We start from the raw sequence: 16292 nt of genomic DNA, 5'->3' as shown, positions 1-16292 counted from the left end.
GGAGGATGCAAGAAATGAAATGCAAAAAAATGTTTGTGATTTTACTGACAATTACTTTTATGGTTTCTGTTTTAACCTTAGGATTCTCATTTGGGAAAGCAGCTACTTCGAAAAAATTAATCACAATCACTACTCATACCACCTCTAATCAACCGCCTGCAGTGGCAGATTTATACAAAAAGAAGTTGAGAGAAAAATTTGGAATAGATTTAAAAACCATTTATATTCCTCAAAGTGATTATGTTACTAAAATGTCTTTACTTTTTGCAAGTAATATGGCACCAGATTGGATACGTGCGCTTAGACCAGAATATAATTTAAACGAATGGATAGCTGCAGGATATTTAATTGGATTTACACCGGAGGAAATAAAAAAGAAATGGCCGAACTACTTAAAGATATGGACAAAAGAAGAATGGGATTACCTTTACAAAATAGTACGTTATAGTGATGGTAAGGTATATTCATTTCATGGAAGAAGAATTGCACCAGTTGATATGGCTTTCTTATATAGGAAAGAAATATTCGATAAATACAATTTGAAATTCCCAACTACAGTTGATGAATTTTACAAAACATGTATATTATTACACCAGAAAACTGGAAAGGTTGTATATTTACACGCGAATGCTGTCTCTGGTAACTTAAGTCTTTGGGCATTTACAGGAATATTTTTGATGTATGGTTTACCTGAACTTGCGCCACGACAGATTTCTTATGTAGACCCGCTTACCAAAAAGTTTGTGCCTTTTGCATTTAATCAGAACAACTATCGCCAAGCTCTAATTTTGATAAACAAACTTTATAAAGCAGGTTGCATTTGGAAAGAATATGCTACAGCAACTCGTGATCAGTTAGATAAGTTTAGAACCCAAGGGCAAGGAATAATTATGTGGGCATATCCTGCAAATATAGGAACTTACAATAATCTATATAGAAATACAGATAAAGATACAAACTGGGTATGGTCCAAGGATGTACCAACAGCATATCCTGGAAAAGCTTACTTTTTCAAAAGAAATCCTTTGCATTTTGCAGATGGCAACGGATTTAATTCAAGTATAAGCAAAGAAAAATTAGAAAGGCTTCTTCAATATTTAAATTGGGCACTGAGTGAAGAAGGACAGATATTCCACACTTATGGTGAATATGGTGTTACTTATAAAAAAGAAGGGGATAAATATGTATATCTAAACCATATTCAAACTCCAACCAATCCCTCAGGAAAGTATAGTTTACAAGATTATGGTTTTCCATTTGCAGCGCCAAACGGCTTTATGGTAGCATATCCTCAAGCTGTAGAGACATATGCTCCTATATATGCAGAACTTGCGAAAACGTTTATGAATAGACCAAAATATTATTATATAAGAGAAGAACCCATGATGTTTACAAAAGAAGAAATGGCAGAAAGGGCTGAGCTAGAATCAAATATTATGGCAGTTGTAGATGAGTATTGCATGAAATTTGTAACAGGTCAGTTAGATCCAAGCAATAACAAAGATTGGCAGCAATATTTAAATGTTTTAAACAAAATTGGGTTGCAACGTTTGATAACAATTAGGATAAATGCATATAATAGAGCCAAGAAATAAGGATTAAAAAAATAAAAGGAAATATTAGAAATAACAACTTCTTAACAACAAAAAATATTTGATACTATTGAATAATAATATTTAACTATGCAGTAAATAAATAGAGGCTGTCTGCTTCTCTTTTGGACAGCCTCTATTATCTTTTCAATATTTTGATAAGGTTTAATCAATCTTTTCAGCTTAATTATTCTTTTTACAAAGTTGTTTAATAGGCTTTCTGCTATATATTGTCATCTTCTATACTGCTGTATTAATTGCAAAATATTTTAGTGGTACTGATGCCTTCATATCCCATTTCATATTGAAGTTCAAAAGCATGATTGATATTTCATTGTCTTCAACAGCTTAAAAACTTGTTATAATCTTTGGGTTTTAATTAGATTTTATAATAAGAAGTTATTTTTTGCCATTCAGAAATGTAAGAAAATTTGAATAGGAATAATTATAAGTTAGTTATAGGTTGCTTGTTTGTTTTGGATTTGAAGAATTCAATCACAGCTAACTTTAGTGTGTGTTCATCTATTTATTTGGAAAAATCAATGTACTTGCTGAATTCATTTCACACAACCCATCAGCTTGCTTAAAACTAATGAAAAGGTTAATCATGTCTTTTAACCATAGTGTATCTATATTCTTAATTTTTCCTTTTCTAGGCATAAAAAAAGTCTCCTCTTTCACCTTTTTGCTGATTAGGGGAGACCATCGGTTGTATTTTTGCTGCTACTTTTTCCACGCTGCAAATTCAGTTGTCTCAAAACATGGCAGGGGCGGAGGGACTCGAACCCCCAGCCGACGGTTTTGGAGACCGCTACTCTGCCAATTGAGCTACGCCCCTACACCTAATTTATTATAAGGGAAGAGATGTAGAATTGTCAATATCTTTTTAGGATACACTTTTGAAAAGTCAAAGAAAAAACCAGATATGCTGGGTATAAATGAAAGTTAAAGATAATAATGGTTTGGTTTTGAGTGAGATTTGTGATATAATTTATTTGAAATTCACAATTATTATAGGAGGGAGTAATGTTGAATACCACATCAGAACAACAGAAACAAATCAATATAGCATACATTGGTGGGGGTTCACGCGGCTGGGCATGGAGGTTGATGACTGATTTAGCGTTAGAAAAAGACTTGAGTGGTACTGTTAGACTTTATGATATTGATTTTGAAGCTGCTAAGACAAATGAAGTAATAGGCAATAAGCTTTCAAGCAAACCTGAGATAGTGGGGAAGTGGAAATATGTTGCTGTAGAGAGCTTAGATGAAGCTTTATATGGTGCAGATTTTATTATCATTTCGATTTTGCCTGGGACATTTGAAGAGATGTATTCGGATGTCCATGCTCCTGAGAAATATGGTATATACCAGTCTGTAGGTGACACAACAGGTCCAGGAGGTCTTATCAGAGGACTTAGGACTGTTCCTATGTATGTTGAATTTGCAGAAGCTATAAAGAGAAATTGTCCAGATGCTTGGGTTATCAATTACACAAATCCAATGGCTATATGCTTAAAAGCCCTATATGAAGTATTTCCTAAAATAAAAGCTTTTGGCTGCTGTCATGAAGTTTTTGGTACCCAGAAGCTTTTGACCGAAGTTGTAAAAGAATTTTTAGGAGAAGAAAGAGAAATCTCAAGAAGAGAAATCAAGGTAAATGTTCTTGGTATAAATCATTTTACGTGGTTTGATAAAGCATCATATAAAACTCATGATTTATTCCCTCTTTACAAGGAATTTGTGCACAAATATTATGAAGAAGGTTTTGAAAAAACAAAAGGATTGTGGGAAAAAGATTATTTTGCTTCTGCAAATAGAGTGAAGTTTGACTTATTTAAACGCTTTGGACTTATTGCTGCAGCAGGTGATAGACACTTGGCTGAATTTGTCCCATACATTTATCTTAGAGACAAAGAGACAGTTTATAAATGGAAATTCAACTTGACACCTGTCGAATGGCGAATTAAACACAGAGAAGAATTGATTAAACTTAGCAAAGAATACGCATCTGACCAAAAAGAAGTTCCATTGAATCCTTCTGGAGAAGAGGGAGTTATGCAGATGAAAGCTATTTTAGGTTTGGATACGTTGGTGACAAACGTGAATTTACCAAATATGGGTCAAATACCAAATCTTCCAATAGGAGCTATAGTTGAGACAAATGCAGTGTTTACCCATGATGACGTCAGACCTGTCTATGCAGGAAAGCTACCTTCAGATTTGGCAAGCATAATGACAAGGCATATCAGCAATCAAGAACTTATAGTTAAAGCTGCTTTAGAAAAGGACTTGAACCTTGCAAAAAGAGCATTCTTAAATGACCCTGCAGTTGAAAGACTACCGCAGAACAAAGCTGAGCAGCTTTTTGATGAGATGATAAATAACACTAAAAAGTATTTGGCATATTTAGGCTTGTAAGGATTACAACAATTTCAAAAATAACCATCAGGGGCTTGTTATGTGTCTCATAACGAGCCCCTTTATTGTTGTACTATATTTGAATTTGAAATTTTAATTTAATGATATTAATGTTTCGTTATTAGCTTTACTTTGTCATAACTCTTCAAATTTGAGAAATCGACAAAAAAGTTTCACTTATATTTATTTAGTAGTATAATGTACAAAAAGGAAACATTATTATTGGAATACCTTGTCAACTTGTTAGATTTACAAAGCTCATTAGAGATTCAAAAATTTAGGAAATATATTGAATTAATTAGACAAAGACTTGAAGTTTCAGATGATTTGGTAGGTTCTTTAGAGACTCTTGTATTTGATTTGTTAAAAAATTTAGTAAGTTTATTAGATTTATTTTACCAGTACAGTTTATTACGCAAACTCGAAAGAATACAACAAAGAAGGTGATTTAGATAGAAGAAAGAATATCTAAGGTTTACACTTATGCAGACTATCTTGGGTTTCCACAAAACGCAAGAGTAGAGCTAATTGATGGTGTCATCTATGATATAAGCCATGCACCTTCAAGAGTGCACCAAGAAATTATTTTTGAACTTACACTAATCATTGGGAATTATATTAAGCAAAACAACAAACCCTGCAAAGTATATACAGCTCCATTTGATGTTGTTCTTGTTGAGGAAGGACAGGATGAAAAACAGGCAATCAACGTTGTCCAGCCTGATATATCAATCATATGCGATAAGAAAAAACTCACTGATAAAGGCTGTGTTGGAGCTCCTGAGATGATAATTGAGGTTGTATCTGAATATAATCCATCTCACGACTATGTAAGAAAGCTGAACCTGTATAATCAGTATAAAGTCAAAGAATATTTGATTGTTAACCCTAACAATCAAACAATTTTAGTATACAGACTCAAAGATACCGAAGATTACCTGCCACCAGAACTATACACCTTCAATGACAAGGTCAAGGTTGGTATTTTTGAAGACCTTATAATAGACTTTGCTCAAATCAAAGAGGTGTTATAACAACCTGCCCGATATTATTCCAAACCTCAAAACCCTTGAAAATAAATGGCGCGCCCAGGAGGACTCGAACCCCCAACCCTCAGATCCGTAGATTGAGGAAATGCTATTTTACAAACTTTAACAGGTCATAAATTGCTTGATATATCTTGTTTGCAAAACTTTGAAAATTTATTCCAGCTCAATAAAAAGCACATTTTTTTATTTCGGTAGCTGTAGTGTAGCTGTAGTAGCTGTAGTAAAATCTTATCTATATTTTGCGAAAATCTTTATACTGCAAACGTCCACAGTGTTATACAGTTTTTGTCTCAATGCCTCATAAAAAGCCTCTAAAACGCTTCAAAATGATTTGGACATATAAATTAACCACCTTGATTCTTGGGCATACCTCATAAACAACGGTATGATTAGCAAAAATGTTTAATACTGGACTTGCAACTGCCAACTTTTTGTAATCCTCAAGTTTACTCAAGTTCAAAACCTTAAGTTTTACTAAGTAGCTTTTTGGCTCAAAATTCTGGAGTTCAAACTCAAGCCTGCAAAGAACAGACAAGCCCCAAAAAACATTGAAAACTTGCGGTCACATATGCAAACTCCAGCGCGTCGGTCCTGATTGAAAAGCAGCAGAGATTTGCAATACCCTATCCCTATGAGATGACTTCCCAAATCAGAGATGCGTCTTTTTTAGGGACTCGGAAATCTCGGGATAGCTTTCAGGATGTCGTGAATTTCGACACCCTGCTTTTAGGATGTTCTAAGTTAGAATGCCCTTTAAATTTTCTTGTAGAGCGTTCTCCAAAGGTTAGCATTTCTTAGCATGTTCATGTTATTGTCATCTAAAAGCAATATAAGTCCCTGTCTGTCGGTTCCAAGTATAAAAGCTCCAGAGATTTTCTATCTCTTCCCATTGTCTTGTTACTCTTATCTGTCTTTTTATTGTCCTTGTTTGTTGGAGCCTTTTTAGGGACTCCGAAATCTCTGGATTTCTCAAGAATAAATTTTGACTGCTGCTTAGCAGTTTTAATTTCCTCTTTTTGAGAAGTTTTTTACTTTAGAATAAAGTTTGACCACTGCGGTCAAAGCCTTATATCTTCTGTTCTTTGTGTTCTTCAAACACTTTTTAGCCCTCGATAACTTATCGACCCCTTGTTAAAATCCAAGTTTGCAACAACATAACTCAAAGCTACGCTTTTAGGATTTTCAAAAGATCGTTTTGAGCTTTTGATTTTTTGTCTTTTACAAAGAACAATTCAAACTGTTCTTTTAGAGGTTTCAAGTTAGACTATACCTCTCAAGGCTACAGAAAACGAATTTCGTCGCCTGTGTCCTGTGATATGAGGTTCTATTTTAATTTCTGCCAAAAAATCAAAAAGACACAAAATGTCCTTTTGAAAATTTACTGATGACTTCAGTAATACTTAACTCGTCCCTTCTATTCCATCAACTTTTGAACTGCACGCTTGATTTGTACTTTTGTCACGTTTGACAACCTAAATTTTGCCTGTTTTTAGACAATTAAAAATGTTTTTCCTTCTTTTTTGCGCAAAATAAAAACTTTTGTCGATTTTTGTTTGTTTTAACCCCCCTCGTGTGGAAGCCCATTCCGAGGTTTTCGAAGGGCCACCCCGCCGGTCCCCACTGGCAAGCTCTACCTTGAAGGTGGGGGGATGAGTTGAAGTTTGTATACCCCCAATTGGTATAAAGACTTTTTTAGCACTTTTTTAGCAAACGTGTAATTAAGTCGCCACAAGGGTTTTAGGCTTTTCTTGTAACTTTTTTAGCATTGCCTGCTAAAAAAGGGGTATATTAAACCCCTTGATAGCTCTAATTTCACGACTTTTTTAGCTTTTTTAGCTTTTTTAGCAAGAATATTTTTTATCACACCATCTTTTTTATTATTCTCTTTATTTGTTCCCTGTAGTTGCTACCATACTTTTGCACCATGGACAAATGCGAAAGACAAAAAACAAAGTAGTCTTTGAGAAGTCTAATATTGTGGATTGTGAGATTATCCCAATTTCTTTCTATGAACTCTTCCACTTCCCACTTGGCAGCAAGTAGTTTCATTCTATCCTGTTCACCTTGTTGTTTTAATTGTCTTAGCTTGTCCAATTGAGGAATACAAGACAAAACTTCAAGCTGTTTTCTTTTCTCTTCTCTTGCCAAAACTGCAGCTTCAACTGGAGATGAAAAATATTCTTTGCCTGCTGCCACATGCACAGCTGGACAGGATATGAATACTGTCAAGTCGTCAAGGTCTGCCTCAAACTGCTCTTGCCTCATTCTGGCTATTATCTTCCTTCTTGCCTTTCTAAACAGTATATCGCTGGCAGGTGGATTTTTTCCTGTGGAGATGTAATATAAAACCCTCTCTTTTTCCTCATCGGTCAAGGTATCAAAAAATCTTTGGAGCCTATCAAGAGTGTCTTTTCTGATAACTTCCTTTTCAACTGAATAACCATCTGAGATTATCTCTCCAAGTGTAGATGAATCTTCTTCTGGTTCTTTTGATACTGGACTGTCCAAAGAGATAGCAGAAGACAATTTGTACTTTGGCAGACTTCTTTTTATCTTGCTTTCAATAACTTTGCAAGCATAACTTGAAAATGGTGTTCCCAGTTCTGGTTTGTAATTATTAGCTGCCACAACTAATCCAAAGTAACCTTCAGAAATCAAATCATCAACTTCATACATGTAACCCTTAGGACATGGCATAAACTTGTTTGCAACGTGATACACAAGCTTTAAGTTGTTGGCAATTAGAAGCTGTCGATGTAGATTGTCAAGCTGATTGGCAATTAGAAGTTCCATTTGTTATTAACACTCCTTTGGCTGCAAACTTAGTTTACAACAGAAGTTTCATCTGGTTGATGGAGTGCTTGGACAATTTCTCTCATTCTCTGGAGAAGTTCCTCGCTGTGGCCATCTTTTTTCTCATCAAGTCCAAGAGCAAGTCTCTGTCCTTTCTGCACCTTTTCAACCACCAAAGCCAACTTTTCAAGTGCATAAATGTTTATCTTGCCTTCCTTGGTCTTGATAGTCTTATCATCATGTAAAGCTTCCCACACCAATTCAAGCAGTCTGTTCCAAAACTCAACGTGTAAAGTGTTATAGTCACTTGCTTTTTCTATCTGCTTTTGGAGTGTCTTTTCAACTATAAGCTGGTTTTTGGTTTTGCTTAGTTCTTTTTTCTCTTGAGTCCAGCCTTTTGCTTTGTTTCTTAAAAGTCCATAGCTTATATTTTTAGCTTCTGCAAACTCTTTAAGGGTTCCATAACTGCCAAGTATAAATTCACGTTTCAAACTATCCCAATCGTAACAAAACATTTTACCACCTCAAACTTATGTTCTATTCTGATTATACCACTAAAAAAGCTTTTATGTCGAATTTTGTCATAAGCTTGCCATGAGTTTGCAATAAAAAAAACACCCTGTTTGTTAGGGTGCTTTACCATATTCACATGTTTTTCTTCCCATCGGTTCAAATGCAGGCTTCTACTCAAACAAAAGCTTTGCTGTCAGCTTTGCGCCATCCTTAAAACCTTGTTTGTAACCGTGCAGTTCATAGATAGCACACAAATAACTCTGGAGCTCTTCAATCTCTTCGTAAATCTTCTTTGCTTCCTCGCTTATCAGTTCTTTGAGCTTTGCCTTAAGGATATCAATTTCGCCTGTGGTCTTTAAATACTCTTGGTCTTTCAGAATCTCTTTAGACCTGTAGTTTACAAGTTCAACTGTTAGCTGCCTAAAGACTTTTTCAAAAACATCGTTCATTTGAGTTTTTTCAATTGTTGTCATTAATAAATCGCCTCACTTTCTGATTTAGATTTTAAAAAAAGGGTCTGTGGAATTGTAAAGCCTTTGTCCTGCCAAAACTTGAGTTCTTCATCCAATGGAGTATATCTGAGTTCTACCAAGCTTTCAATTCCTTCATTGAGCAAACACTCTTTTAAGTATTCAAGCAAGATAATAACTCTCAAAGTCTGAGCACATTCTCGAATGTTACCAGTTTTGTTGTGTTTTTCGTAAATTGATGTGAATAGCTCTGTGCCTTCGTCCAAAAATGCAATCAAAAACTTTCTGTAATCCATATCAATAGCAGAGGCAATTGTAAACCAGTGTGCTGTCTCCAGCTTTCTTTTTGTTGCTCTTCTTATGGTGTCAATCAAAACTCCACTTGCATGTATTATAATCTCATCAATAGACCTGCCTTCAACTGCAAGCTTGCAAAGCTTGTCATAGACTGGCTTTGGTATGTTCACTGTTACCTTTGGCATTGTAAAACCTCTCCCTTCGTTTAATAATATGAGTTGCGTTTGTCTGTTGAAAGTCTGTTGCGTTTTTTAAGATCTTCAAGAAATTCTTTAATTGCTTTTGTTGTTTCTCTCTTGTAACCATCAAAAACTTTGTCGTTCAAATAATCCAAAAAATATTCAAGTTCTTCAAGTTCAATAACAACCTTTTTGGACATTGAAAACATCTCCTTTCAATAAGAATTTTGTTTTTTATCTGAATTTAAATTGCTGACATGTTTTGAAATTTTATTTTAAATCCCCAATGGGTAAGCTACAAATTTTCTTACGGCACAGGCACATAGGCTCAGGCACATTCTAAGTTGATTAGTTAAAAGCTGACACTGGTTGCTTAACTTCTACCGTGATTGTTTCTCCACAGTTGCTACAATAATAACCACCAATAGCTGACACATAATTTATTGATTGCCCACATCCTAAGCAAGGAATTTGCTGATGCACTAAGAAGCTGTCAATTTCTTTTATAGTCAAGTTTTCTATTGTATATAGAATAAAATTTTTGGTTGTTTTTTTTAATTTCTATTTTTTAATTTTTTGTTTTATTTCTTCATATGTCATATCGTCTTCTGTTTTTGCAACACCTGCAACGTTTGCAACGCTATATGTTTTATCCTCTTCAAACCCTTGTAAAATCTCATTTTCTGAGTGTTGCAAAGCATCTGCAACACCTTGCAACAGTTTATCTCTTTTGACCACTGTTGCATCTGTTGCAAGTGTTGCAAGTGTTGCAACTGTTGCAAGTGTTGCAACTGTTGCAGAATTATTATTATTTTCATGGTTGTTATTAGCGGGCAATGAATAATAACTTGAAATTTTTATAACTAATCCTTTTTCAACTAATCGATGTAAAGCACTTCTAATACTTCCTTGGTTTAAGCCTGTATTCTTAGCAATCTCCTTTGGAGTAGCTGCTGTATTGTTCTTTAGATATTTATAGACTTTGTTTTCAAGGTCTGATAATTGCTTTTCAATTATCATTTCGCCTAACTCAGTGTAGCAACCTTTTTCAATATCATACTCCAACAAACAATCAAGCTGAACATCGCGTCCTATTGCCATAATGCGACGCTGAGTACTTTTTTCAGCGTTTGGTGGCAATCCAAAACCAATTAATGCGTCAGCAGCTGCTGAAAAAGCTGTGGAACCCATCGGTGCATCTATAACATCGGTGATATCGTTCAAAGTTCCTTTACCTTTACTACTGTGTCTTACCCCGATAAAGCAAAGACCTTCTTTTTTCATGGTCTGCATTATCGGTATTAGAGTAGCATATATAGCCTCATAAGAGAGTTTATTTGCCTGTCCAAGTTTAGCTAATTCGCTCAAACTTGTCATTGGTTCCAATATTATTAAATTACAATCATTTTTCTTTGCTATTTTTACTAATGTTTCGACGTTCAACATTTCTTTTTGGTTTGATAAGTCTATTGTGAGGATGTTATTGATGTTTAAACAATTGTGGTTCAAAAGTCCTTCTTCAACTGAGGAATAAGAGTTCTCAAATGTTAGCCACAAGACCTTTGTACTTTTTGTAATTCGACCAAAACATGGTCTGTCTGAAACGATATCAGAGATAATTTTATATAACACAGTGGTTTTACCATGCTTAGGTCTTCCTGAAAAAATCACAAGACCTTTTTCTGGTATAAAATTTTGTACAAGCCAAAGATTTGTTCCTTGTCGTCTATCATTTTCTGCAGCTTCAGAAATACTCAGAACCTTGAGACTTTCATATTGTTCGTTTTCGATAAAACTTGTTTCATTTGTCAAATCCAATAAAAGATGCTTAGCTTGCTTTATGTCGCCAGTTTGTAACGTGTTCAAAAGTAGTTCACTTTTCTTTATTGCTCTCCTTAATATTGATTTTTGTTTTACAACTTTTGCGTAATACATTACATTAGCTGTTGTAGGTACATCAAACATAATATTAGTCAAATACTCCTGCCCACCAACAACTTCTAAAAGGTTTCTCTTTTTCAGTTCTTCTGTAACTGTGATTATATCTACAGGGCTTTTGCTTTTGTAAAGGCTTATAATTGCTTCAAAAATTATACTAAGATTGGCATTATAAAAGTCTTCTTTGCTTAAAACTTTTTCAACTTCCTGTATCACATCTTGGTTAATTATCATCGAACCGACAACTGCTTTTTCTGCTTCTTCCGCTTCTAAGGAATACAAGCTTGAATTTGACATATTATTAGATATTTCTTTCATTTTAAATCACTCCTCAGTATAACAACCAACAAACAGCAATTATCAAGCCACCCTACCGATGACCGAATAGAGCAGCGATTACATGGTAAGTACCTGTTATTTATTTTGGCAAGCTTGTTCATTGACCCAACGCATGAAAGCTTCTTTGGGTATGAGGATTCGTCGCTGCCCAGCCAAGATTTTGGGGAAGTCTTTTCTGTGTACCAAAGTGAGCATAACATTGTACGAAATGCCAAGCATTTGAGCAGCTTCTTTAATGCTGATTGTGAGTTTTTCTATTTTGTCGCGCTGGGGGTTTGCATTATATAGTTCCATTCATAACACTCCTTTTTTTGATGTTTTTTAATATCATCCTAAATTATTCGCTTTGTTTTTTTAATATTATTATATCAAACTAAATGTATTTGTCAACATATAGTTTTAAGTCTTTATAGATAAATTCATTCAGTTTAATATTGTTAATTCTCTAAGTTTGTTTTATAATGAGAATTAAACGAATAGTTTTTGGTGGTGGTTGAGTGAATTTATTTAGATTTAGACTTAAAGAACTTAGAGAAGAAAAGAATATTTCAAGAAGTGATTTGGCAGAAATTTTAGGAGTTTCTACGCAAACTATAGCGAATTATGAGAATGGACACAGGGAGCCTAATTTTGACACATTACTTAAAATTGCTGATTATTTTAATGTGACAGTGGACTATCTTATCGGCAGAAGTGAATATAGAACAGTAGAAGAACAAATATCCAAAAGAAGTAAGTTTGAAAGAACTGTTGGTGAAAGTTTGAAAGAAGTTATAATGAACAAAAAACTTGAAGAAATTAGAAGGGATGAAAAAATAGAAAAGGAAACTGGAACATTTATCGAAGAAATATTAGAACCATTAATGAATAGTGCTGCCACTGTCTTTTATTATGTATTATTGGAGTCCAGTGATACTAAACTATGGCAAAATATTATAAAGAAAATATTTTTACTTCTATATAACTATTGGAGTAATGTAGAAGATTTATTGCAAAATAATACTCTTAGGCATATTTTATTTTATCATGATGATTTTATATACAGTGTAATGGAAGAAATTTTAAAACACTCTGACAATCTTGAAAATTTAACTCCAATCTATGAGAAATATAATAACGAAATAAAAAAAATAGAAGAGCGTATAGGTGAATTAAATGATCTTATTTCTAGTCTTATGCTAAAATTTGCAGATTTAACAAGATTATTTTATGCTAGAATTCGCTTTGGAGAAGTCCCCAGATTTGATTATTTGTTTGAAGAGTATGGTAAAGATTCTGTGATAAATTATTTTAGGTCTATAATATCCAAACGAAACAACAAAGAAGGTGAATCCAATGGAAGCAAGGATACCTAAGTTTTACACATATGCAGATTACCTTGAGCTCCCAGAAGACGCAAGGGTAGAGCTAATTGATGGTGTCATCTATGATATGAGCCATGCACCTTCAAGAGTGCACCAAGAAATTATTTTTGAACTTACACTAATCATTGGGAATTATATTAAGCAAAACAACAAACCCTGCAAAGTATATACAGCTCCATTTGATGTTGTTCTTGTTGAGGAAGGACAGGATGAAAAACAGGCAATCAACGTTGTCCAGCCTGATATATCAATCATATGCGATAAGAAAAAACTCACTGATAAAGGCTGTGTTGGAGCTCCTGAGATGATAATTGAGGTTGTATCTGAATATAATCCATCTCACGACTATGTAAGAAAGCTGAACCTGTATAATCAGTATAAAGTCAAAGAATATTTGATTGTTAACCCTAACAATCAAACAATTTTAGTATACAGACTCAAAGATACCGAAGATTACCTGCCACCAGAACTATACACCTTCAATGACAAGGTCAAGGTTGGTATTTTTGAAGACCTTATAATAGACTTTGCTCAAATCAAAGAGGTGTTATAACAACCTGCCCGATATTATTCCAAACCTCAAAACCCTTGAAAATAAATGGCGCGCCCAGGAGGACTCGAACCCCCAACCCTCAGATCCGTAGTCTGATGCTCTATCCAATTGAGCTATGGGCGCGCATGCCATACATTTTTCAATTGTTGAATAAAAAATAAAGCCCTTTTTATAGGGCCTTATTTGCTTTTTTAATTGGTGCCGAGAGCGAGACTCGAACTCGCACGGGCATAACGCCCACTACCCCCTCAAAGTAGCGTGTCTGCCAATTCCACCATCTCGGCACCTCATTGACTTTGCATTATATATTATAAAGAGCTCTTTTGAATTTGTCAATACATTTTTCAAATTTGCGCTCGAATAGGTGTAAAGATATTTACCACAGCGAAAAAATGTGCGAAAATAGTGAGGAGAAACTCATAAAAAGAATTGAGGCTGCCTCCCTCCTGACATGAATATAATTAAAAAGTGTAATCTTCCATTCAAAAGAAAAATCAAAAAACTACCAGGATGGGAGGGCAGCCTACTATGAATATTATATCATATCACGAAATAAGAAAAATATCTCCCGAAAAAGCAAGAGAATTAGTCCGAAAAGTCTTTGAAGCAAATAACAAAAACGTATCAAAAACTGCTAAAATATTAGGTGTATCAAGGCATACTGTAAGAAGAGCAATATATGGTCCCCTTGAGGACAAATCAAGAAAACCTAAAACTTGCCCCAGAAAACTTTCTTCTGAACTTGAAAATCTCATAATCAAAGAATCTAAAAGAACTGGCTTTAGAATACAGACGTTTATCTCTTTACCTGCTCAGAAAATATGGTATTAAAATAAGCGAAAATACAATAAAGTCTATTCTCAAAAAAAACGCCATACCAAGAAAAACAAGAAAGACAAAAAAGGGTGAAATAAGTTTGTATGATTATGAAGCCCTCATTCCTTTTTCTGAGTTTCAACTTGATACAAAACACCTTTTAGACAAAGACAGCCTCCCAAAAGAAGTATACGAACATATGAAAAAATACAATTTACCTTGCTATGAGTGGAACATGATAGATATTGCAACAAGAGCAAGATTTACAGCCTACTTCCTATGAGCTTTCATTTGCTTTTGGATTTATGTTTATATCCTTGGTTGCTTTATGGTTAAGAACACATAATGTAAGAAACCCAATAAAAATCCGATTGGACAATGGAGAAGAATTTTGCGGAGGAAGTGAAAGAAAGCTAAAGGAGTGGAATGAGATGTTTTCTATTTTGGGTGTAGAACTAAATCCTATCCCACCAAAAGCAAAACACTTGATGGGAGTAATTGAAAATTCACCAAAGAAGCAGATGACGAATATTTTTTAATGATTCATGCTGAGAGATGTAAAAACAAAGATGACTTTATTCAACGAGCTCAGAGATGGCAAGATACGTGGAACTTTTTTAGACCTCATAGTGGCAAGGGAATGAATGGGAGGACACCATTTGAAAAATTCATAGATTCAAAAATTCTGGTCTCCTCCCATATATTTCAATTTTCTACTTCACTTCTTTAAAACTTATTAAAGAAAGTGGCTTTTCATTCCTTGTTCTGCAATAAATTAGGTGGTAGATATGTCTTCACCACGTGCCATTTTTTATTATACCAGCTGTTTTTAAAAAAAGCTCAAAATTATTTTTAGCTTCCACAACAACCTTTTGAGCCTGAGCATGTACTACAACTGCTACTTTTTGCACCACTTCCTGCAGATGTTCCAATGTTTATTTTTGAGTAATCTCTTGTGACGTCACTTGAAGCACATTTTGGACAGACGACTTTAAGGCCATTTGAGATTTCTGAAATTGACGCTTTTATTTCAAAAACTTCTTGACAGCTGTTGCAAATAAATGTATAAAACATCTTTTTGGTCACCTTCACCTAAAATTTTTATTGCCTAATATAGTATAGTGCAAAAGGACTTTAAAATCAATAGGGCTAAAAACTGGATGCCTCCTAATTTTCCTGCAGAATAGATGGCGGTGTGTACACTCTTGTTGAAAGTTCTTTGTCCAAAAACAGAAGCCCGCTTGGGTCTTCTTTTATGAATTTCAGCTTTCTTAAAATTTTGTCCATTGTTTCTTCTTCCTCAGCTTGTTCATTTATAAACCATTGCAAAAAATTGTGTGTAGTAAGGTCTTTTTCCTCTAAAGCTGCCTTTGCAATCTCATGGATGGATGAGGTTATAAACTGTTCATGTGAAAGTGCAAGTTCAAAAACTTCTGTAGGCGAAGAATAATCTATTTTTGGCTGTTTTAACTCTTTTAAAATTACTCTTCCACCTATTTTGTTTATATAGTCAAATATCAATCTTGCATGGTCAAGCTCTTCTTTTGTTTGGACCATAAAAAAGTGAGCAAAACCATCTAAATTTTGTGAAGCAAAATATGCTTCCATTGCTGTATAAAAGTATGCCGAGAATAGTTCTCTGTTTAACTGTTCATTTAACATTTCAAGGATTTTTTCACTTTTCATTTGGACTGCACCTCTCATTTATAAATTTTGATTTTCAATCATATTAATACCCTTTCAAATATAAAAAATAACACTATATTTTTTGCTAAGTTGTGGTATAATTAATTATGAAAAGATGGCATCGACAAGATTGTCGAGCCATACTTTTAAGATTCTTAATATTTAAAAATTTAAAACTGAAAATATTAAAACGCTGCCCTGATTTTTGAAGAACAGGGACTGCATATGAGCTTGGAAAACAGAATTTTTTCAAGCAAAGAAAAGGCAGACTCTGTTCTGCCT

General features: G+C 34.3%; 14 protein-coding genes, 3 tRNA genes and 1 pseudogene. 6 read left to right on the top strand and 12 right to left on the bottom strand.

Annotated elements, in window-relative coordinates; genetic code table 11:
- Nucleotides 1-14: 14 nt before the first annotated feature.
- Complete coding sequence (locus COB47_RS09040; protein ID WP_013291072.1) at nucleotides 15-1595, top strand: ABC transporter substrate-binding protein; 1581 nt, start codon at nucleotides 15-17, stop codon at nucleotides 1593-1595.
- 759 nt (nucleotides 1596-2354) lie between these two features.
- On the opposite strand, the gene COB47_RS09035 is transcribed toward COB47_RS09040, so the two are convergent.
- Nucleotides 2355-2430 (bottom strand) — tRNA-Trp (locus COB47_RS09035).
- 188 nt (nucleotides 2431-2618) lie between these two features.
- Here COB47_RS09035 and COB47_RS09030 point away from each other — a divergent pair.
- Nucleotides 2619-4013: an alpha-glucosidase/alpha-galactosidase gene (locus tag COB47_RS09030; protein WP_013291070.1), complete on the top strand. Its 1395-nt coding sequence runs from the start codon at nucleotides 2619-2621 to the stop codon at nucleotides 4011-4013.
- 452 nt (nucleotides 4014-4465) lie between these two features.
- Nucleotides 4466-5047 carry a Uma2 family endonuclease gene (locus tag COB47_RS09020; protein WP_013291068.1) on the top strand — a complete coding sequence of 194 codons (582 nt, stop codon included), beginning with the start codon at nucleotides 4466-4468 and terminating at the stop codon, nucleotides 5045-5047.
- 1875 nt (nucleotides 5048-6922) lie between these two features.
- On the opposite strand, the gene COB47_RS09010 is transcribed toward COB47_RS09020, so the two are convergent.
- The 7 genes from COB47_RS09010 to COB47_RS08985 all read right to left on the bottom strand — a co-directional run bounded on the left by COB47_RS09010 (nucleotide 6923) and on the right by COB47_RS08985 (nucleotide 11885).
- A complete protein-coding gene (locus tag COB47_RS09010) occupies nucleotides 6923-7855 on the bottom strand; it encodes a sigma-70 family RNA polymerase sigma factor (protein ID WP_013291067.1) in 933 nt (310 codons plus the stop codon).
- 29 nt (nucleotides 7856-7884) lie between these two features.
- Nucleotides 7885-8370 carry a hypothetical protein gene (locus tag COB47_RS09005; protein ID WP_013291066.1) on the bottom strand — a complete coding sequence of 162 codons (486 nt, stop codon included), beginning with the start codon at nucleotides 8368-8370 and terminating at the stop codon, nucleotides 7885-7887.
- 168 nt (nucleotides 8371-8538) lie between these two features.
- Entirely contained in the window at nucleotides 8539-8841 is a 303-nt protein-coding gene (locus COB47_RS09000; protein WP_013291065.1) for a DUF6809 family protein, read from the bottom strand.
- Complete coding sequence (locus COB47_RS08995) at nucleotides 8841-9320, bottom strand: hypothetical protein (protein ID WP_013291064.1); 480 nt, start codon at nucleotides 9318-9320, stop codon at nucleotides 8841-8843. The genes COB47_RS09000 and COB47_RS08995 overlap by 1 nt, the downstream gene beginning before the upstream one ends.
- 20 nt (nucleotides 9321-9340) lie before the next feature.
- Nucleotides 9341-9514, bottom strand: coding sequence for a hypothetical protein (locus COB47_RS12330; RefSeq protein ID WP_013291063.1), 174 nt, complete (start codon nucleotides 9512-9514; stop codon nucleotides 9341-9343).
- Between the two features lie 361 nt (nucleotides 9515-9875).
- On the bottom strand, nucleotides 9876-11570 hold the full coding sequence (locus tag COB47_RS08990) for a DnaB-like helicase N-terminal domain-containing protein (protein ID WP_013291062.1): 1695 nt from the start codon (nucleotides 11568-11570) through the stop codon (nucleotides 9876-9878).
- A 96-nt stretch (nucleotides 11571-11666) separates the two neighbouring features.
- Entirely contained in the window at nucleotides 11667-11885 is a 219-nt protein-coding gene (locus COB47_RS08985) for a helix-turn-helix domain-containing protein (RefSeq protein WP_013291061.1), read from the bottom strand.
- Nucleotides 11886-12088: 203 nt separating this feature from the next.
- Between COB47_RS08985 and COB47_RS08980 the strand changes: the two genes are divergently transcribed.
- Together COB47_RS08980 and COB47_RS08975 are read left to right on the top strand one after the other, a co-directional pair.
- Entirely contained in the window at nucleotides 12089-12946 is an 858-nt protein-coding gene (locus tag COB47_RS08980) for a helix-turn-helix domain-containing protein (RefSeq protein ID WP_013291060.1), read from the top strand.
- Nucleotides 12927-13508 (top strand): Uma2 family endonuclease, encoded by a 582-nt coding sequence (locus COB47_RS08975; protein ID WP_013291059.1) that lies wholly within the window; start codon nucleotides 12927-12929, stop codon nucleotides 13506-13508. Before COB47_RS08980 ends, COB47_RS08975 begins: the two co-directional genes overlap by 20 nt.
- A gap of 46 nt (nucleotides 13509-13554) precedes the next feature.
- Here COB47_RS08975 and COB47_RS08970 read toward each other — a convergent pair.
- Both COB47_RS08970 and COB47_RS08965 read right to left on the bottom strand, forming a co-directional pair.
- A tRNA-Arg gene (locus COB47_RS08970) sits at nucleotides 13555-13631 on the bottom strand.
- 73 nt (nucleotides 13632-13704) lie between these two features.
- A tRNA-Leu gene (locus tag COB47_RS08965) sits at nucleotides 13705-13792 on the bottom strand.
- A gap of 244 nt (nucleotides 13793-14036) precedes the next feature.
- On the opposite strand from COB47_RS08965, the pseudogene COB47_RS08960 reads away from it, so the two are divergent.
- A pseudogene (locus COB47_RS08960) lies at nucleotides 14037-15180 on the top strand (IS481 family transposase).
- Here COB47_RS08960 and COB47_RS08955 read toward each other — a convergent pair.
- Entirely contained in the window at nucleotides 15177-15398 is a 222-nt protein-coding gene (locus tag COB47_RS08955; protein ID WP_013291058.1) for an FmdB family zinc ribbon protein, read from the bottom strand. The pseudogene COB47_RS08960 and the gene COB47_RS08955 overlap by 4 nt on opposite strands.
- A gap of 93 nt (nucleotides 15399-15491) precedes the next feature.
- Nucleotides 15492-16010: a ferritin gene (locus COB47_RS08950; protein WP_013291057.1), complete on the bottom strand. Its 519-nt coding sequence runs from the start codon at nucleotides 16008-16010 to the stop codon at nucleotides 15492-15494.
- Nucleotides 16011-16292 lie beyond the last annotated feature (282 nt).

It is taken from the genome of Caldicellulosiruptor obsidiansis OB47 (genome assembly GCF_000145215.1).
In the GTDB taxonomy this organism is placed as follows: Bacteria; Bacillota; Thermoanaerobacteria; order Caldicellulosiruptorales; family Caldicellulosiruptoraceae; genus Caldicellulosiruptor; species Caldicellulosiruptor obsidiansis.
The sequence above is the reverse complement of the archived record's forward strand: the minus strand, read 5'-3'. Positions and strand labels throughout refer to the sequence as shown.